The organism is Nocardia goodfellowii, assembly GCF_017875645.1.
Lineage (GTDB): Bacteria > Actinomycetota > Actinomycetes > Mycobacteriales > Mycobacteriaceae > Nocardia > Nocardia goodfellowii.
This window is the reverse complement of the sequence record NZ_JAGGMR010000001.1, coordinates 7,903,783-7,924,035: the sequence shown is the minus strand read 5'-3', so window position 1 is coordinate 7,924,035 and position 20,253 is coordinate 7,903,783. Positions and strand designations below refer to the sequence as shown.

The 20,253-nt window shown below is 67.8% G+C and carries 23 protein-coding genes; 15 read left to right on the top strand and 8 right to left on the bottom strand.

All coding sequences use genetic code 11. The features are described from left to right. Positions 1-25: 25 nt before the first annotated feature. Both BJ987_RS36765 and BJ987_RS36760 read right to left on the bottom strand, forming a co-directional pair. Positions 26-2,062, bottom strand: a complete 2,037-nt coding sequence (locus BJ987_RS36765) for an ATP-dependent DNA helicase (protein ID WP_209897616.1) — start codon at positions 2,060-2,062, stop codon at positions 26-28. 53 nt (positions 2,063-2,115) lie between these two features. After that, positions 2,116-2,679: a nicotinamidase gene (locus BJ987_RS36760; RefSeq protein ID WP_209897615.1), complete on the bottom strand. Its 564-nt coding sequence runs from the start codon at positions 2,677-2,679 to the stop codon at positions 2,116-2,118. A gap of 136 nt (positions 2,680-2,815) precedes the next feature. On the opposite strand from BJ987_RS36760, the gene BJ987_RS36755 reads away from it, so the two are divergent. Next, positions 2,816-3,043 (top strand): hypothetical protein, encoded by a 228-nt coding sequence (locus tag BJ987_RS36755; protein ID WP_209897614.1) that lies wholly within the window; start codon positions 2,816-2,818, stop codon positions 3,041-3,043. Here BJ987_RS36755 and BJ987_RS36750 read toward each other — a convergent pair whose 3' ends face one another. Then, a complete protein-coding gene (locus BJ987_RS36750; RefSeq protein WP_307869868.1) occupies positions 3,044-4,345 on the bottom strand; it encodes a nicotinate phosphoribosyltransferase in 1,302 nt (433 codons plus the stop codon). 95 nt (positions 4,346-4,440) lie between these two features. Between BJ987_RS36750 and clpS the strand changes: the two genes are divergently transcribed. The 10 genes from clpS to BJ987_RS36700 all read left to right on the top strand — a co-directional run bounded on the left by clpS (position 4,441) and on the right by BJ987_RS36700 (position 12,767). Next, entirely contained in the window at positions 4,441-4,767 is a 327-nt protein-coding gene (gene clpS, locus BJ987_RS36745; RefSeq protein ID WP_209897613.1) for an ATP-dependent Clp protease adapter ClpS, read from the top strand. Between the two features lie 23 nt (positions 4,768-4,790). Next, on the top strand, positions 4,791-5,363 hold the full coding sequence (aosR, locus tag BJ987_RS36740; RefSeq protein ID WP_209897612.1) for an oxidative stress transcriptional regulator AosR: 573 nt from the start codon (positions 4,791-4,793) through the stop codon (positions 5,361-5,363). A gap of 529 nt (positions 5,364-5,892) precedes the next feature. Beyond that, entirely contained in the window at positions 5,893-6,954 is a 1,062-nt protein-coding gene (locus tag BJ987_RS36735) for a P1 family peptidase (RefSeq protein ID WP_209897611.1), read from the top strand. A gap of 1,036 nt (positions 6,955-7,990) precedes the next feature. Next, positions 7,991-8,404 (top strand): M67 family metallopeptidase, encoded by a 414-nt coding sequence (locus tag BJ987_RS36730; protein ID WP_307869867.1) that lies wholly within the window; start codon positions 7,991-7,993, stop codon positions 8,402-8,404. A gap of 26 nt (positions 8,405-8,430) precedes the next feature. Next, on the top strand, positions 8,431-8,703 hold the full coding sequence (locus BJ987_RS36725; RefSeq protein ID WP_209897610.1) for a MoaD/ThiS family protein: 273 nt from the start codon (positions 8,431-8,433) through the stop codon (positions 8,701-8,703). 8 nt (positions 8,704-8,711) lie between these two features. Beyond that, a complete protein-coding gene (locus tag BJ987_RS36720; RefSeq protein WP_209897609.1) occupies positions 8,712-9,674 on the top strand; it encodes a PLP-dependent cysteine synthase family protein in 963 nt (320 codons plus the stop codon). Between the two features lie 102 nt (positions 9,675-9,776). After that, a complete protein-coding gene (locus BJ987_RS36715) occupies positions 9,777-10,463 on the top strand; it encodes a rhomboid family intramembrane serine protease (protein WP_209897608.1) in 687 nt (228 codons plus the stop codon). A gap of 69 nt (positions 10,464-10,532) precedes the next feature. Next, entirely contained in the window at positions 10,533-11,297 is a 765-nt protein-coding gene (locus tag BJ987_RS36710) for a cyclic nucleotide-degrading phosphodiesterase (RefSeq protein ID WP_209897607.1), read from the top strand. Positions 11,298-11,391: 94 nt separating this feature from the next. Then, entirely contained in the window at positions 11,392-12,159 is a 768-nt protein-coding gene (gene rph / locus BJ987_RS36705; protein ID WP_209897606.1) for a ribonuclease PH, read from the top strand. Continuing rightward, positions 12,156-12,767, top strand: a complete 612-nt coding sequence (locus tag BJ987_RS36700) for a non-canonical purine NTP pyrophosphatase (protein WP_209897605.1) — start codon at positions 12,156-12,158, stop codon at positions 12,765-12,767. Before rph ends, BJ987_RS36700 begins: the two co-directional genes overlap by 4 nt. 6 nt (positions 12,768-12,773) lie before the next feature. Here BJ987_RS36700 and BJ987_RS36695 read toward each other — a convergent pair whose 3' ends face one another. The 3 genes from BJ987_RS36695 to BJ987_RS36685 form a co-directional block, all read right to left on the bottom strand. Continuing rightward, positions 12,774-13,115: a DUF3817 domain-containing protein gene (locus BJ987_RS36695; RefSeq protein WP_209897604.1), complete on the bottom strand. Its 342-nt coding sequence runs from the start codon at positions 13,113-13,115 to the stop codon at positions 12,774-12,776. Further along, positions 13,112-13,549 carry a transcriptional regulator gene (locus tag BJ987_RS36690; protein WP_372446921.1) on the bottom strand — a complete coding sequence of 146 codons (438 nt, stop codon included), beginning with the start codon at positions 13,547-13,549 and terminating at the stop codon, positions 13,112-13,114. Before BJ987_RS36690 ends, BJ987_RS36695 begins: the two co-directional genes overlap by 4 nt. An 85-nt stretch (positions 13,550-13,634) precedes the next feature. Beyond that, on the bottom strand, positions 13,635-14,510 hold the full coding sequence (locus BJ987_RS36685) for an oxidoreductase (RefSeq protein WP_209897602.1): 876 nt from the start codon (positions 14,508-14,510) through the stop codon (positions 13,635-13,637). Positions 14,511-14,604: 94 nt separating this feature from the next. On the opposite strand from BJ987_RS36685, the gene BJ987_RS36680 reads away from it, so the two are divergent. Beyond that, positions 14,605-15,237 carry a TetR/AcrR family transcriptional regulator gene (locus tag BJ987_RS36680; RefSeq protein WP_209897601.1) on the top strand — a complete coding sequence of 211 codons (633 nt, stop codon included), beginning with the start codon at positions 14,605-14,607 and terminating at the stop codon, positions 15,235-15,237. A 4-nt stretch (positions 15,238-15,241) separates the two neighbouring features. Here the strand turns inward: BJ987_RS36680 and BJ987_RS36675 are convergent, their stop codons facing one another. Beyond that, positions 15,242-16,213 carry a sigma-70 family RNA polymerase sigma factor gene (locus BJ987_RS36675; RefSeq protein WP_209897600.1) on the bottom strand — a complete coding sequence of 324 codons (972 nt, stop codon included), beginning with the start codon at positions 16,211-16,213 and terminating at the stop codon, positions 15,242-15,244. A gap of 181 nt (positions 16,214-16,394) precedes the next feature. Further along, positions 16,395-16,691, bottom strand: a complete 297-nt coding sequence (locus BJ987_RS36670; RefSeq protein ID WP_209897599.1) for a hypothetical protein — start codon at positions 16,689-16,691, stop codon at positions 16,395-16,397. A 110-nt stretch (positions 16,692-16,801) separates the two neighbouring features. Between BJ987_RS36670 and BJ987_RS36665 the strand changes: the two genes are divergently transcribed. The 3 genes from BJ987_RS36665 (at position 16,802) to BJ987_RS36655 (ending at position 20,242) form a co-directional block, all read left to right on the top strand. Further along, a complete protein-coding gene (locus BJ987_RS36665) occupies positions 16,802-17,440 on the top strand; it encodes a TetR/AcrR family transcriptional regulator (protein WP_209897598.1) in 639 nt (212 codons plus the stop codon). Positions 17,441-17,491: 51 nt separating this feature from the next. Beyond that, the gene (locus tag BJ987_RS36660) at positions 17,492-19,528 is read left to right on the top strand and encodes an MDR family MFS transporter (RefSeq protein WP_209897597.1); all 2,037 of its coding nucleotides are present in this window, start codon (positions 17,492-17,494) and stop codon (positions 19,526-19,528) included. A gap of 66 nt (positions 19,529-19,594) precedes the next feature. Further along, on the top strand, positions 19,595-20,242 hold the full coding sequence (locus tag BJ987_RS36655) for a PadR family transcriptional regulator (protein WP_209897596.1): 648 nt from the start codon (positions 19,595-19,597) through the stop codon (positions 20,240-20,242). Positions 20,243-20,253: the final 11 nt, after the last annotated feature.

Below are 20,253 nucleotides of genomic sequence, written 5' to 3'. Positions count from 1 at the left end.
TCCAGTTCTTGTGTGCGGTGTCACATTACGTAGCGGTCAAGCGCTTCAATGCCTTGACCACGATCTCGGGATCGGCGGTTTCCCAGTACGGCGGCAGCGTCGCCCGCAGGTAACCGCCGTACCGGGCGGTGACCAGCCGGGAATCCAGAATCGCGACCACACCCTTGTCGTCCACACTGCGCAGCAACCGTCCAGTGCCCTGCGCCAGCAGCAGCGCCGCGTGATTGGCCGCCACTGTCATGAACCCGTTGCCGCCGCGCGACTCCACCGCCCGCTGCCGCGCCGTGAGCAGTGGATCGTCCGGCCGGGGGAACGGAATCCGATCCAAGATCACCAGACTCAGTGACGGACCCGGCACATCCACGCCCTGCCACAGCGACAGCGTGCCGAACAGCGAGGTCTCCGGATCGTCGGCGAATTTGCGCACCAGCGCGCCGGTGGCGTCATCTCCTTGGCACAGCACGGGGGTGTTCAGCCGGGAGCGCAACGCCTCGGTTGCCGCCTTGGCCGCGCGCATCGAGGAGAACAGGCCGAGCGTGCGACCGCCCGCCGCGCTGATCAACCGTTCGATCTCGTCGAGATAGGCAGGCGCCAGCCCATCCCGCCCGGGCGGCGGCAAATGCTTGGCGACGTAGAGGATTCCGGACTTGGCGTGATCGAAGGGCGACCCGACATCGAGCGAACTCCAGCGCACGGTCTCCCCGTCCGCCGGCGCCTGGGCGCCGTTCGCGGTGGCGGTGTCCGGCCGGTTCGAGTTCTGCGCGGGCAGGCCCCAGGTGACGGCGAGACTGTCGAACGAGCCGCCGATCTGCAACGTCGCCGACGTCAAAACGACTGTCGACGTACCGAACAGCCGGGTGCGCAGCAACCCGCCCACCGACAGCGGCGCCATCCGCAGCGTCTTGCGCGGCACGCCGCGGATGTCCTCGGCGGCCAGCCAGATCACGTCCCGCCGGACCGCCGGATCGGGTTCCTCGAAGGCGGTGAGCGCGCGGACCGCGCTGTCGTGCACCTCGTCGATCGCCGCGAGCGCCTGCGTGCGCGCCGCCGCGCCCTCCGGATCACCCTGCTCTTTCGAGGCTCCGGGCGGAGCCAGCTCGGTGCGCGCGTTCCAGGCCGCGTCGCGGACCAGCGCCAAAACCGGTGCGACACCGTCGGGCAACACGTCCCAGCGGGCGGCGGGCAGGTCTTCGAGGAGTTCGTGCCAGGCTTCCGCGGCGCCTTCCAGGCGATCCACTTCCCGTTCGTCGATGAGTTTGGCGCAACGGCGGGCGGCCGCGCTGATCCCCGTGGAGGTGAGTTCCGCGGTGGCCACGCCGGTCACCCGATCGACCAGTTCGTGCGCCTCGTCGATGATGACCACATCGTGTTCGGGAAGCACCTGGATGCCGCTGATCGCGTCGATGGCCAGCAGCGCGTGGTTGGTCACCACGACATCGGCCTGACCCGATTCCGCACGGGCCTTCTCCGCGAAACAATCCTGGCCGAAGGCGCAGCGACTCTTGCCGAGGCATTCCCGCGAGGAAACGCTCACCTGCCGCCAGGCGCGGTCGGTGACGCCGGGGGCCAGTTCGTCTCGATCACCGGTCTCGGTGTCGGAGGCCCATTCGTTGAGGCGCTGCACCTCGCGGCCGAGCCGGGAGATCGCGAACGCGTCGAACAATTCCTGCTCGGGTTCGTCGGGGATGACGCTGTTGATCTTGTTGAGGCACAGATAGTTGTTGCGGCCCTTGAGGATCGCGAACTGCGCCTCCCGCTTCAGCGGGCCCTTCAACGCCTCGGCCAAGCGCGGCAGATCGCGGTCGACGAGCTGGCGCTGCAACGCGATGGTCGCCGTGGACACCACCACCGTGCGCCCGGTACGCACCGCGTGCCGCAGGCTCGGCACCAGATACGCCAGTGACTTGCCGGTACCGGTACCGGCCTGCACGGCGAGATGTTCTTTGGTGTCGATGGCATGGTCGACCGCCGCCGCCATCGTCACCTGCCCGCTGCGCTCCTTACCTCCCAGCGCTTGGACAGCGGTGGACAACAGCTCCAAAGCAGAGGGGAGTTCAGGCACCCGAGCAGACTACTGCGCGGGACCGACAGGTGCGCTCGTCGTCCGGTGGGTCGTCAGCCGACCGCGCCCTCGAGTTCGACACCCGCCTGGCGCAACTGCTCGAGCGCGGCGTCGATGGTGGCCGGTGCGACACCCGCGGTCAGGCCGAGCAGCACGCGGGTGTCGAAGCCGGCGCTCTCCGCGTCCAGCGCGGTGGCGCGGACGCAGTGGTCGGTGGCGATGCCGACGACGTCCACGGCCTCGATGTCCCGGGCCCGCAACCACTTGGCCAGCGTGCTGCCGTCGGCGGCCGCGCCCTCGAAACCCGAATAGGCGGCGGAATATTCGCCTTTGGAGAAGATCTCCACGATCCGGCCGGTGTCGAGATTCGGATGGAATTCCGCGCCCGGCGTGCCGACCCGGCAGTGCGGCGGCCAGGTGTCCACGAAATCGGGGTTGTCGGAGAAATGCGGGCCGGGATCGATGTGATAATCGCGAGTCGCGACCACCACGGCATAGTCGCTGGTCGCGACGTACTCGCTGATGCGCTCCGCCACCGCGGCGCCGCCTGTCACGGCCAGCGATCCGCCCTCACAGAAATCGTTCTGCACGTCGACGATGATCAAAGCCCGGTTCATGGCAAGACTCCTTTTCCCGCGAATGTAAACGCAGGCTACCGCCCTGCGATTACTTTGTGCCGCCGCTACACGGCGGTCGAGTCCGCCCCCGCCTCGCGGAATCGTGTACAGGCCCGTTCAGGATTGGTATTTCGTTGTGTCACACCATATCGAGGTCGCGGCGCGCGACGACAACTGCCGGATCACGCTGACCGTCTGGGCGCTGAAGGGCGTGATGTTCGCCGCGTGCGCGCTCGCGTTCGGCGGCATGTGGTTGCTGTTCGATCAACCCATCGACGGCGGCGAGTGGGGCTGGCTCGCCCTGCGCGGGGTGGTGAGCGCCGCGCTGTTCATCGGGTTCAGCCTGCTGTACGAACGCCGCTGATCACCGGATGAACGTCGTGGGAATCGCCGGCTCACCGGCGGAGAGCTTGAGTCCCTCCCACGGCAGGCTCACCAAGCCCTGTTTCACCAGCTCGCGACTCTGCTCCAGCGTCGGCAACCCGTCGAGCACCTTGCCCTCGCGCACCAGCGGCACCTGTAGTTCCCGGACCTCGTACCCGTTCGTGTCCGGCATCGAACCCGCTGCGGGATAGACGATTTCCTCCACGATGGTGCCGGTGTGCCGGGACAGCCGGATCGCCTTCTTGGTACCGCCGCGCGATTCCTTGTGACTGCTGCGTTTCGCCACGGGGACCCCGTCGACCTCGACCAGTTTGTAGACCATGCCCGCGGTCGGCGCACCCGAACCGGTGACCAGCGAGGTGCCGACACCGTAGACGTCCACCGGGTCGCCGCGCAGCGCGGCGATGGCGTATTCGTCGAGGTCACCGGACACCACGATGCGGGTGCCGGTGGCGCCGAGGCTGTCGAGTTGGTCGCGCACCTGTTTGGCCAGCACACCGAGATCGCCCGAATCCAGGCGCACGGCACCGAGTTCCGGGCCCGCCACCTCGATCGCGTTGGCCACGCCCTGGGTGATGTCGAAGGTGTCCACCAGCAGCGTGGTGCCCACGCCCTGCGATTCGACCTGGCTGCGGAAGGCTGCCTTCTCGTGCGTGCCGTCGGCGCCGCTGTGCAGCAGGGTGAACGCGTGCGCGCTGGTGCCCGCGCTGGGCACGCCGAACCGGCGGGCCGCTTCCAGGTTCGAGGTGGTGTCGAAACCGGCCAGGTAGGCGGCGCGGGAGCTGGACGGCGCGGCCAGTTCGTGGGTCCGGCGCGAGCCCATCTCGATCATCCGGCGGCCGGCCGCCGCGCTGACCATGCGGGCCGCGGCCGAGGCGATCGCGCTGTCGTGATTGAGGATGGACAGGATCAGCGTCTCCAGGACCACGCCGTCGCCGAAGCTGCCGCGCACGGTCAGGATCGGCGACCCCGGGAAGTACAGTTCCCCCTCGGCATAGCCGTCGATTTCTCCGGTGAAGCGGTAGTCGCGCAACCACTCGACAGTGCGGGTATCGAGGAACCGCGACACCACCGCCAATTCTTCGGGACCGAACCGGAATCGTTCCAATGCCTCGAGCACCCGGCCCGTGCCCGCCACCACGCCGTAGCGGCGACCATTCGGCAAACGGCGGGCGAATACCTCGAAGGTGCATTGTCGTTCGGCCGAGCCGTCGGCCAGGGCCGCGGCGAGCATGGTCAGTTCGTACTGGTCGGTAAGGAGCGCGGTGCTCGATGTCTCCACACGGCCACTGTAGACAGCGATATGCGAATGTGGCCTTATCCGTCAGCTGCTCCGCAGGTGTTGTGCTCGCGCGGTCGAGTCGTACCCTGGACGTTATGGCCTTGTGCGAAACCCCACTGACAACGACGCTGTCGGCGGCACAGGCGACTCCGGAAGCGGTCGAGTACACCGAGATCCTGGAGGCGGAGGATCGCCCCTGGGTGACGGTCGTCTGGGACGACCCCGTCAACCTCATGCACTACGTCACCTACATCTTCCAGAAGCTTTTCGGCTACACCAAGGCGAAGGCCACGGAACTGATGCTGCAGGTGCACAACGAAGGTAAAGCGGTGGTGTCCTCGGGCTCGCGAGACAAAATGGAGCAGGACGTGCGCCGGTTACATGCGGCTGGCCTGTGGGCCACGATGCAACGGGATGATTGATCGTGCGACTACCCTGAGTCTCCGTGCGTAAGTGGAGTCGGAAGAACTCGCTGAGCGGCCTCAAACTGCGATCCGAAATGGACCAGCGGGAGGCCGCGGTGCTGCGTTCGCTGGTCGGCGCCGTTTCCGGGCTGCTCGTCGAACGAGCCCAGTCCGCGCCGGAGGACGAGCTCGCCGCCCTGACCGGCCTGCGCAGCGGTAACACCGCCCCGCCCGACGACCCGCGGCTCAAACGGCTGCTGCCCGACTTCCACCGCAGCGAGCCCGGTTCGCCAGACGCCGACCGCTCCGACCTCAACAGCGCCCTGCGCGGCCTGCACGAACCGGAAATCATCGACGCCAAGGTGGCCGCGGCCACCGTTGTCCTCGATACCGTCCCCACCGAGGGCGGCAAGGTCTCGCTGACCCCGGAACAAGCCGATGCCTGGCTCACCGCGCTGACCGATGTCCGGTTGGCGCTGGGGACCGTGCTCGGTATCGATGCCGACACTCCCGACCACCTCGACCCCGGCGATCCGCGCGGGGTGCACCTTGATGTCTATCACTGGCTTACCTGGATGCAGGACTCGCTCCTTCAGGCCTTGTCTCCGGAGTAGGCCAGGAGCGGCAGCTCGCGGTTAGGGGCGCGCTTCGGTCTTGGATGCTCGGGGTCGCGCGCCGATGTGGTCGGCGAGAAACTATCTGCTTGCGCCGGTCCGCCGCCTATCTGCTCGACCACGCGCGGCAGTCGCTGGGACCGCTTCTCTACGCGGCGAGATGGGTTCCGCTGGTGGTGTCGCGCACGGATGCTTGATGTCGTGCTTGGACGCTTGGTGTCGTGCTGGGAAGGCTGGCTTCGTGCCCTGATGTTCAATGTCGTGGCCCGATGTTCGGTCTGGTGCTGGGCTGCTTGGCGTCGTGCCCGATGCTCGATGCCGGGCTCGGATGTTCGGCAGCGTGCTCCGATGGGCGGGGCCCTGCTCGGCGGAGTGCTGAGCGGCCGCACCCGATTCGCGCCTGAGGGTTGGATGCCTGAGGGCGGAATCGAAGCTCAGCAGCGCGCGGTACCGGCGCGAGCCTGGCGAATCACGGCGTTCGGGCGCGGCTATGGGCCGGGTGTTGCGAGATCGGCGCAGAATGGGGCGCATGAACGCGGTGGCCGGTGCGCGCAATTCGTTGACCGATGTGGCAGGACTGTTGGTGGGACATCACCATGTCCTCGATGCTGACGCGGCGATCGGGAGCGGGGCGGCGACGGGCTGCACCGTGGTGCGCGCGCCGGGTGGGGCGGTGGCGGCGGTGGATGTGCGCGGGGGTGGACCAGGGACCCGCGAGACGGATCTGCTCGACCCGAGTAACACTGTGCGGCAGGTGAATTCGATCCTGCTTACCGGCGGCAGTGCCTATGGGCTGGCTGCCGCCGACGGGGTGATGCGGTGGCTGGAGGAACGGGGAGAGGGGATTCCGATGGATCCGGCCGATCCGGGGAAAGTGGTTCCGATCGTTCCGGGCGCGGTGATCTTCGATCTTCCGGTGGGAGACTGGAGGATTCGGCCGACCGCGGAGTTCGGGTACCGGGCGGCCGAAGCGGCGGCGGTCGAGTTCGCTCGCGGCTCGGTGGGGGCCGGAGTCGGGGCGCGGGCGGGATCGATCAAAGGTGGAATCGGCAGTGCGAGCATCGTGCTGGGGGAGGGGCCGGCCGCCGGGCTGACGGTGGCGGCGTTGATCGTGGCGAATCCCGTTGGTTCCGTGTTCGATCCGCGCACCGGTTTGCCGTGGGGGGTCGGGACGGACGGGCCCGCGTTCTTCGGATTGCCCACGCCCACACCGCAACAGGTCGCGCGGGCGAACGCGTTGCCGGTCAAGGGCACCGTGCTGAATACCACCATCGGCGTGGTCGCGACCGACGCTCGGCTGGACCCGATCGGCTGCCGCCGCATGGCGCTGACCGCCCACGACGGACTGGCCCGCGCGATCCGCCCCGCGCATTCCCCGCTCGACGGCGACACCCTGTTCGCCTTGGCGACCGGAACGGCCGAGCAGGCGCCGAGCTTTCCCATGCCGCCCGCCTTCCCGGCAGACCTGCTGGTCCTCGATGCCCTCTGCACCGCCGCCGCGGTCGCCGTCGAACGCGCCATCGTCGACGCCATCCTCTCGGCCGAACCGCTAGCCGGAATACCCTCCTACCGAGCCCTTTTCGCGGTATAGCCACCTCGTGTGGTGCTGCGCCACGAACATGTCCGGTCCTCCCCGGACACATTTCGGCCCGCCCGGACCTGCCTGAATCTGCACGGCCCCAGGACCTGGTCAGACCTGCCCGGTCCCGCTCGGCTCCCTGACCTCCTCGGCCTCCCGAACCTGTCCGTCCCCGCCCTGACCTGCCCAGCTCTCGGACCTGCCCAGCTCTCGGACCTGCCCAGCTCTCGGACCTGTCCAGCCCCCGGACCTGCGCGGCCCCCGGGACCTGCCCTGGGCCCCCGGGCCCGGTTCGACCCCGTGACCGGATCGACCTCGTGACCCCCTTGGCCCTCGAACCCACCCGCCTGCGGCCCCGCCCAGTCCAGATACTCAGCCCGGCCGCCCTCGCATTCCCCGCACTATCGCTCACCCACAGGCCCCGAGGCCAAGCAGGTCCCGTCGCCGCGCAGATCCGGGCGGAGCCAGACAGGTACGGGAGGCGGAGCAGGGACCGAGCAGGACCAAGGGACTGGGCAGGACCAAGGGACTGGGCAGGACCAAGGGACTGGGCAGGACCAAGGGACTGGGCAGATTCCCGGCCGAGCAGGTCAGGGGAGCAGAGCGGGTCCTGTGCGAGGGGGCTGCCATACCGCGCACGCGCCCGTTCTGCGGAGACCTGTCCCGCACAGAAAGTTTGGGTCTCATTGGCTGGTTGCGCGGCGCCTTCAGATCGAAGGCACGGTTGTCCGACAGCGCAGGGCAATCCTGGGTGCTGACCGCGATCGGTCCGGAGACCCCGCCCGGTCCGGAGAACCGCGCCGGTCCGGCGGGACCGGACAGTCCGGAAGCCGAGCAGGGACCTGACAGGCCAATCTCCGGAAGTCCAGAAGGCCAAGCAGGTCCCGGTGGCCAAGCCGCACCCCGCCCCCGAACCAATCACCCCGAACCCCAACCCACATGTGCAACAGGTCACCCCAAACCACTCCCGTGCGCGGTATAGCGGGAATAGGTGAATATTCTGGGTCGTTGTCGGCTGGGACGGCCGGGATACGGAAGGGTTCTACTGGTGCTGGTGATCAAGAGCGACCTTGTGGACGCGATGGTGGCGCATGCGCGTGCTGATCACCCGGATGAAGCCTGCGGGATCATTGCCGGGCCCGAGGGGTCCGATCGGCCGGAGCGGTTCGTGGCCATGGTCAATGCGGAGCGGTCGCCTACGTTCTACCGGTTCGATTCCGGGGAGCAGTTGAAGGTGTGGCGTGCGATGGATGACGCCGATGAGACGCCGGTGGTGATCTATCACTCGCATACCGCGACCGAGGCGTACCCGAGCCGGACCGATATCTCCTTCGCGTCCGAGCCCGACGCGCACTACGTGCTGATTTCCACCCGTGATCCCGAGCAGCACGAGCTGCGCAGCTATCGGATCCTGGACGGTGTGGTCACCGAAGAGCCCGTGCAGATCGTCGACGCGTACTAATTTTCCAGGAAATCTAGGAGCCCTCCATGTCGGTAACCGTGTCCATCCCGACCATCATGCGCAGCCTGACCGGCGGCGAGAAGCGGGTGCAGGCCAGCGGTGACACGCTGTCCGCGCTGATCACCGACCTCGACGCCAATCATCCGGGGCTGGCCGAGCGGCTGCTCAAGGACGGCAAGCTGAACCGTTTCGTCAATATCTACGTCGACGACGAGGACGTGCGTTTTTCCGGCGGTCTCGAGGCGGAGGTGCCTGAGGGCGCGTCCGTCACCATCCTGCCCGCCGTCGCCGGAGGCTAGATCCCGCCGTGGCGCGCTATGAATCGCTGATCGCGACCCTCGGCAACACGCCGCTGGTCGGTTTGCGCACCCTGTCCCCGCAGTGGGACGGCGAGAATCACGTGCGGCTGTGGGCCAAGTTGGAGGATCGCAATCCGACCGGGTCCATCAAGGATCGCCCGGCTCTGCGCATGATCGAGCAGGCCGAAGCCGAGGGCAGGCTCACGCCCGGCTGCACCATTTTGGAGCCGACCAGCGGCAACACCGGGATCTCGCTGGCGATGGCGGCCAAGCTGAAGGGCTACCGCCTGGTTTGCGTGATGCCGGAGAACACCTCGGTCGAGCGTCGGCAGCTGCTGACCATGTTCGGCGCGGAGATCATCGATTCGCCTGCCGCCGGTGGTTCCAATCAGGCGGTGGCCAAGGCCAAGCAGATCGCCGCCGAGCACCCGGACTGGGTGATGCTGTATCAGTACGGCAACCCGGCCAACGCGCTCGCGCACTACGAGACCACCGGCCCGGAAATCCTGGCCGATCTGCCGGAGATCACGCATTTCGTGGCTGGTCTCGGCACCACCGGCACCCTCATGGGCACCGGCCGGTTCCTGCGCGAGAAGGTCGCGGACATCGAAATCGTCGCCGCGGAGCCGCGTTACGGCGAGTTGGTCTACGGCCTGCGCAATATCGACGAGGGTTTCATCCCCGAGCTTTACGACGAGTCCGTCCTGACCACGCGCTTCTCGGTGGGCCCGTTCGACGCGGTGAAGCGCACCCGCGAACTGGTCTTGGAGGAAGGTATTTTCGCGGGTATCTCCACCGGCGCGATCCTGCATGCCGCGCTCGGCGTCGCGCGCAAGACGCTGAAAGCCGGCAAGCGCGCCGACATCGCCTTCGTGGTCGCCGACGGCGGCTGGAAATACCTTTCGACCGGCGCTTACGACGGCACCTTGGAAGAGGCGGAAGAGCGCCTGGACGGCCAACTCTGGGCCTGAGTTAGCGCACGGGCCGCGCGTCGGCATCTGCGGTGCGGTGCGCCGGTACTCTCGGTAGAGCGGGGTGCCGAACTCGGGCGGCCCGTTGACGAGGAGGTTGCCATGGCCGGTGGTACGGGGGCCGGGCCGTCGTTCGACCCGAATCGGATCGCGCGGCTGCGTGGGCAGACGACGCCCACCGGCGGGTCCGGGCAACGGGTATGGGCGCGGGCCGCGATTCTGATCGCCGGTTTCGTGGTACTGCTCTACGGGATCGAAGGGGTCGACACGCTCGCCGCCCACCGGCTCGATCAGGCGGGGATCGAGCCTCGCGACGCGGACGGACTGGGCGGCATTCTGTGGGCGCCGCTGTTGCATGGCGGGTGGCCGCATCTGGTCAGCAATACGGTGCCGGTGCTGGTTCTCGGATTCTTCGTGCTGCTCAGCGGGATCGGGCGGGGCTTGGCCGCGACCGCGATCATCTGGCTCGTCGCGGGAATCGGCACCTGGTCGATCGGGCCGGAGTACAGCGTGCACATCGGGGCGTCGTCGCTGATTTTCGGCTGGCTGACCTACCTGATCTCGCGCGGCTGGTTCGCCCGGAACCTCGGTCAGATCCTGCTCGGGTTGGTGGTTTTCGCGATCTACGGTTCGGCGCTGTGGGGTGTACTGCCGGGGCAGCCCGGAATATCTTGGCAGGGCCATCTTTTCGGCGCGTTGGGTGGACTGCTCGCGGGCTGGGTACTCTCTGGTGATGCACGCCGAAGCCGCCGCACGGATCAGTCGGGGATCATTGCGCAGCCCAGGTGAGACCCTCGACCGCAGCCGAATGTGGGGGATCCGTTGGTGACCGAGAATTCGTCGTGGCAGCATGATGGGATGCGCCTTACCGTCCTCGGGTGCTCGGGCAGTGTGTCCGGCCCGGACTCCCCAGCGTCGGGGTATTTGCTGACCGGCCCGGACATGACTCCGGTGGTCATCGATTTCGGACCCGGTGTGCTCGGCGCGCTGCAGCGATACGCCGATCCCGGTGAGGTCGACATCTTCCTCACTCATCTGCATGCCGACCACTGCCTGGATATGCCGGGGCTGCTGGTGTGGCGGCGCTACCACCCCACGCCGCCGGTCGGCAAGGCCATCGTGCGCGGGCCGTCGGATGCCGGGCTGCGGATCGGCAACGCTTCGGCCGAGGTGGGCGGCGAATGCGACGACTGGTCTGATGTGATCGATCATCGCGCCTGGGCCGAGCACGAGCCGGTCGAGTTCGGCCCCGGCCACACCGTGGTAGCGCGGCGGATGTTCCACCCGCCGGAGTCCTACGGACTGCGGATCACCACCAAGGCCGGGCGCACCTTCGTCTACACGGGTGACACCGCCATGTGTGACGCGGTGCTCGAGCTCGCGCAAGACGCCGACATCCTGATGTCGGAGGCCTCGTGGACCCACGACCCCGCGAATCGCCCACCCGGCATTCATCTTTCGGGTACCGAGGCGGGTGAGATCGCGGCGCGGGCCGGGGTCAAGGAGTTGCTGCTCACCCACATTCCGCCGTGGACTTCGCGGGAAGACGTGATCGCCGAAGCCAAGGCGGTCTTCTCCGGTCCGGTGCACGCGGTCGCCCCGGGCGAGACCTTCGACATCTGAGCTCGCCGCCGCCGACCAGGTCTCGCGGTTGGCGGTTGCCGCCAGCTCATCCCCGGCATCTCCCACGCGCAAGCGTGCCCGTTAGGCTGTGCGCGTGTCGAGACGAGCTGATGGCAGGGCGGACGACGAACTCCGCGAGGTCCGGATCACCCGTGGTTTCACTACGCATCCAGCGGGTTCGGTGCTGGTGGAATTCGGGCAGACCCGGGTGATGTGCACGGCCAGCGTCACCGAGGGTGTGCCGCCGTGGCGCCGCGATTCCGGCCTGGGGTGGCTCACCGCCGAGTACGCGATGCTGCCCGCCGCCACCCACACCCGCGCCGGGCGCGAATCGGTGAAGGGCAAGGTCGGCGGCCGTACCCAGGAGATCAGCCGGTTGGTCGGCCGTTCACTGCGTGCCTGCATCGATCTCGCCGCCATCGGCGAGAACACCATCGCCATCGACTGTGACGTGTTGCAGGCCGACGGCGGCACCCGTACCGCCGCCATCACCGGCGCCTACGTCGCCCTGGCCGACGCGGTCACCTACCTCGGCGCGGCCGGCGGGCTGGCCGACCCGCAGCCGATCTCCTGTGCGATCGCCGCGGTCAGCGTCGGCGTCGTCGACGGCCGGGTCCGGCTGGACCTGCCTTATGAGGAGGATTCGCGCGCGGAGGTCGACATGAATGTCGTCGCCACCGACACCGGCACCCTGGTGGAAATTCAGGGCACCGGCGAAGGCGCTACTTTCCCGCGCTCCACCCTGGACAAGATGCTGGATTCGGCCCTGGCCGGCTGCGAGCGGCTGTTCGCGATCCAGAAGGAAGCGCTCGCCCTCCCGTATCCGGGCGAGCTCCCCGAACCGGTGGAGAAGCGCAAGTGAGCCGCGTCCTCGTCGCCAGCCGCAACGCGAAGAAGCTGAAGGAGCTGCGGCGCATCCTCGATGAGGCCGGCATCGCGGGGATCGAGATCGTGGGCTTGGACGATGTCCCGCCCTACCCGGAAGCACCCGAAACCGCGCCGGATTTCGAGGGCAACGCGCTGGCCAAAGCCCGCGATGGTGCCGCCGCGACCGGATTGCCCTGTGTCGCAGACGATTCCGGCATCGAAGTGGATGCTCTGAACGGCATGCCCGGTGTGCTCTCCGCCCGCTGGTCCGGCCGGCACGGTGACGACGCGGCCAACAACGCTCTGCTGCTCGCCCAGTTGACCGATGTTCCGGACGAACGCCGAGGCGGCCGCTTCGTCTCCACCTGCGCCCTGGTCGTCCCCGGCGGCGAGGAGCTCGTGGTCCGCGGCGAGTGGCCGGGCATCATCGGCCGGGAACCCAAGGGCGAGAACGGCTTCGGCTATGACCCCTTGTTCTTCCCGGACGGCGGCGAGTTGAGTGCCGCTCAGCTCAGCCCTGCCGAGAAGGATGCCGCTTCGCACCGCGGCCGCGCCTTGCGGCAGCTGCTTCCGGCGCTGTCGGCCCTCGCGCGCGAAGGGTAGCTCGGGTCAGACCCCGAATTCCGCCCGCACCTTCTTGGCGTTCACGTGCTCGACGTAGAACGACAGGAAGGGGATGGTGCCGGCGATCAGGGTGCCGACGGTGCGCGCGAGCGGCCAGCGCACCTTGACCGCGAGGTCGGCGGTGACCAGCAGGTAGGCGAAGTAGACCCAGCCGTGGACGACGGCGATCCAGCTCGGAGTGTCCACGCCGAAGCCGTACTTGGCGACCATCTCACCGGTCAGCAGCAGCAGCCACAGACCCGTGATCCAGGCGAGGGCGCGGTAGCGGGTGAGCGCGGCGGCGATCTTCTGGGTCTTCGCGCCGGGCGCGGTTTCGGTGGCGCTCATCCGGCGCTCCTCTCGGTACGGGCGTCCAGGCCGGCTTCGCGGACCTGTTCTTCGACATCTTTGGCGTTCAGGTCGGCCAGGTAGCGGTTGTACTCGGCCAGTACCGGGTCGTCGTCGCGTGGAGCCTTGGGCCGCTCGGGCAGGATCCCGGCCGGAATTTCCCGGGGTGCAACAGGTTTGGCGGGTTTCGGGGTCTGCTCGCCGTCGTCCTCGGATTCGCGTTCGAGCCGCACGAAGCGGAAGTAGGCGAAGACCGCGAACCCGGCGAACAGCGGCCACTGCAGCGCGTAGCCGAGGTTCTGCCCGGTTCCGCTCGCCGATTCGAACCGCTCCCACTGCCACCAGCCCAGGGCCAGGCAGGTCAGCGCGGACGCAATTACCAGGGCGATGAGAGCCGGGCGATTGTGTGCCGAGCGGCGGGGAGGAGCAGACACGGCTACCACGGTACCCGTCTACTACAGCGCCCGTAGGAGCAGGTCGTCGCCCGGCCGAACCGTGCCGGGACGACGGCGTGCGTGCTCAGAACTTGTAGGTGACTCCGGTCAACCGCTCGGATTCCTCCCACAGCCGCCGCCACAGCTCCTTGTCCTGGGACAGGCTGGTCGACGGTGCCGGCTCCACCGGACCTTGGCTCTGGAACAGCCGGGTCGGTCCCCAATAGGTCTCGGGGTCCGCGTCGGGCATGGTCGCGGCGAAGAGGGTGGAGTGGGCCGCCTTGGCGGGGGCGTGGCCGACCATCCGGATGAACGGCTTGCTGACCCAGTCCAGCGGAGTCTGGGTGCGGGCGAACAGGTCGGTGGCCGAGACGCCGGGGTGCACGGCGTAGGACCGTTTGGCGGAACCGGCTTCGCGCAGGCGGCGCTGCAGTTCGCGGGCGAACATCAGGTTCGACAGCTTGGCCTGGGAGTAGGCCAGATTCCTTTGGTAGCGGCGGTGCTCGTAGTTCAGGTCGTCGATATGGAACTTCGGCAGCTGCTTGTGGGCGATGCTGGCCAGAGTGACCACGCGGTCGGCGATCCGGTCCAGCAGCAGCCCGGTCAGCGCGAAGTGGCCGAGATGATTGACGCCCCACTGGGTTTCGAAACCGTCCTTGGTGCGGGAGAACGGAATGTTCATCAGGCCCGCGTTATTGACGAGGACGTCGAACTCGCCGGAGGTGTCGGCGAACTTGCGGATGGAGGCCAGGTCGGCCAGGTCGAGCGTCGCGGTGCGGACATCCCCGGGGATGCTGTCCGCCACGGCCTGAGCTTTTTCGGCGTTGCGGCATGCCATGACGACGGTAGCGCCCTTGGCCGCAAGAACTTTGGTGGTCTCCGTGCCCAGTCCGCCGTTCGCGCCGGTGATGACAAAGGTGCGCCCGGTCTGATCCGGGATCTGTGTTGGTTTCCACGCCATAGGGCAAACCTTACTCTGGAGTAAGTTCCGGGGGAAGGGCAATCGGAATTGACTCAGACAATACGCGGCTGACCGGCTGAGTACCGTAAGCCCCGTGACAACCGTAGGCAGGCAATACGGCGGACGCGCCGTCACCGAACGCAAAGCCGAACGCCGGCTACGGTTCCTCGACGCCGCGACCCGGATCTTCGCCGAGCGCGGATACACCGATTGCTCGCTGGCCGACGTGTGCGCCGCCGCCGCCCTGTCCAAGCGGCAGTTCTACGAAGAGTTCCAGACCAGGGAAGACGTGCTGGTCGCGGCCTACGACCGGATCCAGGACGAGGCCGCCGCCGCGGTGAGCGCGGCCGTTCGCATGCTGGACCCGGCCGCGGACGCGAGCACGGCGATGCACACCGCGATGTCGGCCTACCTCGGCTCGATCGGCTCCGATCCGTACCGCGCGAAGGTCGCCTTCATCGAGGTGGTCGGGGTCAGCGCGCGGATGGAGACGCATCGCCGTGCACGCCGGCACAAGTGGGCCGGGCTGCTCGCATCGGTCGTGGTGCCGCGGGTCGCACCCGGTGGCCGCCTGCGCGGCGGCACATCGCTGGGTGCGTCGGCGCTCATCGGCGCGATCAACGGCCTCGCGCACGAATGGCTGCTCGCCGATCCGCGCCCCCCGGTGGACGCGCTCGTCGACCTCTTGGTGCCGCTGTCGTTCGCGCTGATCGAGACGCCGGAGTAGTTCGTCAGCTCAGCATGTCGGCGAGGTTGCGGGCCCGGCTCGGCTGCCGCAACTTGCCCAGCGCCTTCGCTTCGAGCTGGCGGATCCGTTCGCGGGAGACGCCCAAGGCGGTGCCGACCTGTTCCAACGTGCGCGGCTCGCCGCGATCCAGACCGAACCGCAGCAGGATGACCTCGCGCTCGCGCTCGCTCAGCGTCGCGAGCACCGCGTCCAGCCGGCCGCGGACCTGGCCGTTCGCGACCAGTTCGGCCGGGTCGGGCGCGGCGTCGGCGAGGAGGCTGCCGAGTTCGGTGTCGTCCTCCTCGCCGACCGGGGTGTGCAGTGAAATCGGTGTACGCCCATGGCGAATGACGTCCTCGACCTGTTCGGTGGTCAACTCGAGTTCGGCCGCGATCTCGGCCGAGGTCGCGGCCCGGCCCAGCTGCTGCGACAACGTCCGCTGGGTGCGGGTGACCTTGTTGAGCACCTCCACCACGTGCACCGGGATGCGGATGGTGCGTCCCTGATCGGCCAGTGCCCGGCCGATGGCCTGGCGAATCCACCAGGTGGCGTAAGTGGACAACTTCAGCCCGCGTTCGGGCTCGAACTTCTCGATCGCGCGGATCAGCCCGAAGGTGCCCTCCTGCACCAGATCCAGCAGCGACATGCCGGTCGGCACCGGGTAGCGCTTGGCGATGGAGACGACCAGACGCAGATTGGCTTCGACCATGTGTTCTTTGGCGTGCTCGCCGTCGGCCGCTGCCCGTCGGAGCGCGCGCCGGGCCGCGGGGTCGAGTTCGCTTCCGGCAGCGGCGCTTTCGTCGAGCTCCTGCCGGGCCCGCAGACCCGCCGTAATGCGTTCGGCCAGCTCGACCTCCTCGGCGGCGGTGAGCAGCGGGGTGCGACCGATGGCGCGCAGGTAGTCCTTGATCGGGTCTTCACTGACCGAACCGGTGGTGGGGGCGAGGCGGCGGGTCGTGGTGCAGAACTGAGGCATACGAGGTCCTTTTCGATCGTGGAGAGTGCCGGTGGCCGACGCGGCTGGGCGTCGGCCACCGGGATACGTCGGATGCGTTGGGCCGCATCCGGCGTCGCGGTGCGCATCGGCGGGGTCGTTGCGGATCAGTGCCTGGTAGAAGCACTCCGGTGGGCGGAATATTCCGCGCCGATCGGGACTGTCAGCGCCCGGGGATCCGCAGCGGGCGATGCACCGGGGTGCGGTGCGCCTGACGTGGCCGCGGCGCGTCGAGGCGATGGTTCCGCCGCTTGGGCACCGAGACGGCGAATTGCCTTGCGCCGGTAGCTGGTTCGACAACACGGCGGGCTACCGGCTGCGGTGCCGGGCTCGCCATGAGCTGCTCGATCGCCTGGTCGAGGCTGAGATGCGCGGTGTATTCGGCCATGGTGGCTGCTCCCTTGGAAGTGGTGGTCTGGATGGACGGGCTCGGGGCTGCGGTGTCAGGGCCGTGGATCACGCGGTTTCTCCTTCGATCGTGTGCCGTCGCCGGCAACGAAGACAAAATTAGGTCAGACCAAAAAATATGTCAAGCATAAATTTGTGACGGATTCAGATAGGCTGACCCGCATGACCGAACAGGGCCTCCGCGCGCGGAAGAAACAGCAGACCAGGGACAAGATCTCGCACCAGGCCACACTGCTGTTCCTGGAGCGCGGCTTCGACAAGGTGACGATCGCCGAGGTGGCCGCGGCCGCCGACGTGGCCAAGATGACGGTGACCAACTACTTCCCCCGCAAGGAGGATCTGGCGCTGGACCTGGGGGAGGTGTTCGTCGAGCAACTAGCGCGGACCGTGCGCGAACGTGCGCCGGGTGAATCCGCGCTGGCGGCGCTGCGCCGGGTGTATCTGGCGGCGGCGGCCGAGCGGAGTCCGGTCGTGGGGTTCTCGGGGTTCGAGTTCGCGAAGATGATCGCCGAAAGCCCGGCGCTGGTCGCCCGGCTGCGGGAGTTTCACGACGAGCGCGAGGCGGCGCTGGCTCGTGCGCTCGCCGGGGAAACCGCCGCCGAACCCGGTGACATCACCCCTCGGGTGGCGGCGGCGCAACTGGGTGGCGTGCACCGGGTGCTGTTCGACGAAACGATGCGCCGCACTCTGGCAGGGGAATCCAACGACGAAATCGCCGCCGCCCTCACCGGATATATCGTGATCGCCTTCGACGCCCTGGCGCCCGGACTTGCTGATTACGCGGTCCGGCACGGCGATTAGCTGCCGTGTCGCTGGCGGGTCGCGAGGAAGGCGTCAGACCATACTGGGCCCATGACCGAGGCAGTTGCTGTCGCCGAGAAGTCCGCCCCGGAAGCGCTCAGCCGCGGCCGGATCAACCTCATCTTCGGCACCATCGTGCTGGGCATGCTGATGGCGGCGCTGGATCAGACGATCGTGTCGGCGGCGCTGCCCAGCATCGTGGCGGACCTGGGCGGCGCCGGGCATATGGCCTGGGTGGTCACGGCGTACATGCTCACCGAGGCGGTGGCGACGGCGCTGGCGGGCAAACTCGGCGACCTGTTCGGACGCAAACTGATCTTCCAGATCAGCGGGCTCATTTTCATCGCCGGTTCGGCCGTGGCCGGCCTGGCGCACGACATGGTGCTGCTGATCGTGGCCCGCGGGGTCCAGGGCATCGGCGCGGGCGGTCTCATGGTGACCGCGATGGCGTTGATCGCCGACACCATCCCGCTGCGCGAACGCGGTAAGTATCAGGGCGCGCTCGGCGCGGTCTTCGGCATCACGACGGTGGTCGGTCCCACGCTGGGCGGTCTGTTCACCGACCACGCCAGCTGGCGCTGGTGCTTCTATGTGAACGTGCCGATCGCGATCATCATGATCGCACTGGCCGCGCGGACCATCCCGCGGATGCGGGCCGCCGCCCGGCCGATCATCGACTACGCGGGCATCGGCTTCGTGGCGGCGGGCGTCTCCTGCCTGATCCTCGGACTCGAATTCGGCGGGCAGGAATACCCTTGGCGTTCTTGGCAGATCATCGGGCTGTTCGTCGCCTCGGTGGTGTTACTGGCGGCCTTCGTGGCGGTGGAGTTGCGGGCCCGGGAGCCCATGCTGCCGATGAAGTTGTTCCGCAGCAACGTCTTCACCGTGTGTTCGATTCTGAGCTTCATCGTCGGCTTCGCCATGATCGGTTCCCTGACCTTCCTGCCCGCCTACTTCCAATATGTGGACGGGGTTTCGGCCACCATGTCGGGTGTGCGCACACTGCCGCTGGTGGTCGGGTTGATGTTCACCTCGATCCTGTCGGGGCAGGTGGTCGCGAAAACCGGGCGCTACCGGTACTTTCCGATCGTCGGCACCGCCGTGATGGCGCTCGGCCTGTGGCTGATGTCCACCATGGGCCGGACCACGAGCACCTCGCAGGAGTCGCTGTACATGCTGGTGCTCGGTATGGGCATCGGCCTGTCCATGCAGGTGCTGACCATCGTGGTGCAGAACACCGTGCCGTATGCGGATCTCGGGACCGCGACCTCCGGCGTCACTTTCTTCCGCACGCTCGGCAGCGCTTTCGGCGCCACCATCTTCGGCACGCTCTACACCAATCAGCTCACGCCGAATCTGGGTAAGGCGCTCGCGCAGTCGCCCGGGGTGTCGCCGGAGGTCGCGGCCAGTCCCGAGGCGTTGCGCAATCTGCCCGCCGATAAAGCCGCGCCGATCATCGACGCGTACGCGCATTCGATCGACTTCGTCTTCAAATGGGTGGTGCCGGTCGCGCTGCTCGGCTTCCTCGTCGCGTGGTTCCTGAAGCAGGTGCCGCTGCGCGACAGCATTCGCGGCGGGGCGACGGATGTGGGCGAGGGCTTCTCGATGCCGGACCACTCCGATCGGGTCGCCCTGCTGGAACGAGCGGTCGGCGCGACCATGGCGAAAGCGCGTGCGGAGAGCGGGTCGATCGGTCTGGGTATCCTCGCCGACGCGGGCAGCCGGTTGAGCCGGGGGCAGGCGTGGGCGCTCGGACAGATCTACCTGCACAACAGGATTCGCGGCGGCGCCACCATCGACTCGATCGCGCTGGCGCACAAGGTGCCCGACGAGGTGATCGAACCGGTGATTCTGCAGATGATCGGCGCGGGTTATGTGGACGCCGACGACGGGAACCTGGACTTGACCGCCGCCGGAAGGGTCGAAGTGGACCGGGTGCACGCCGCCTGGCGGCGCTGGCTCAGCGGCCGGATCGACGATTGGGACGATCGGGATCCAGCTGACAGCGTGCTACTCGACGAGGCGCTGGACAACGTCGCCCGCAAAGTGCTCGATGACCAGCTTGAGTATGCCGACGCTCGAGGTTGAACGCTCCGAGGAGCGCTTGCCGTCTAATACTCGTAGACGTATATTCGTAGACGAGTAGGAGGTGCGATGGCTGCCAAACGCAAAGTCAACAATCTGCTGGCGCTGGCAGTGCTGTCGGTGATCGTGGAACGGCCGATGCACCGCTACGAGATCGCGTCCATGCTCAAGCAACGCGGCAAAGACCGCGATATGGACATCAAGTGGGGCTCGCTCTACACGGTCGTGCAGAACATGGCCAAGGCCGGATTCCTGGAAGCGATCGGCAGCGAACGCGACGGCGCCCGGCCGGAGCGGGTGATCTATCGGATCACCGACGCCGGGCGCGCCGAAATGCGGGGCTGGACCACCGAATTGATCGCCGACCCCGAGTTGGAGGCGACGCGGTTCACCGCCGGCCTGTCCATCCTCGGCGTACTGCCGCCGGACCTGGTGATCGAGCTGCTCAGCGCCCGGATCGCCGCCCTGGCGGAGACGCTCGATTCGGGACGAGCGGAACTGGCCGAGCTGAAGGGCAAACTGCCGCGACTGTTCACCGTCGAAACCGAATACGGGCTGACCATGCTGGCCGCGGAACTGGAGTGGACGCGAGCCTTCCGCGCCGAATTGGTCGACGGCACCTTCCCCGACCTGGGATTCTGGCGGCGCATGCATGCCGAGAACATCGATCCCGCCGAAGTCTTCGAGATGGTGGAGAGGGGGAAGGAACCGGAGTAGATCGACGCCCC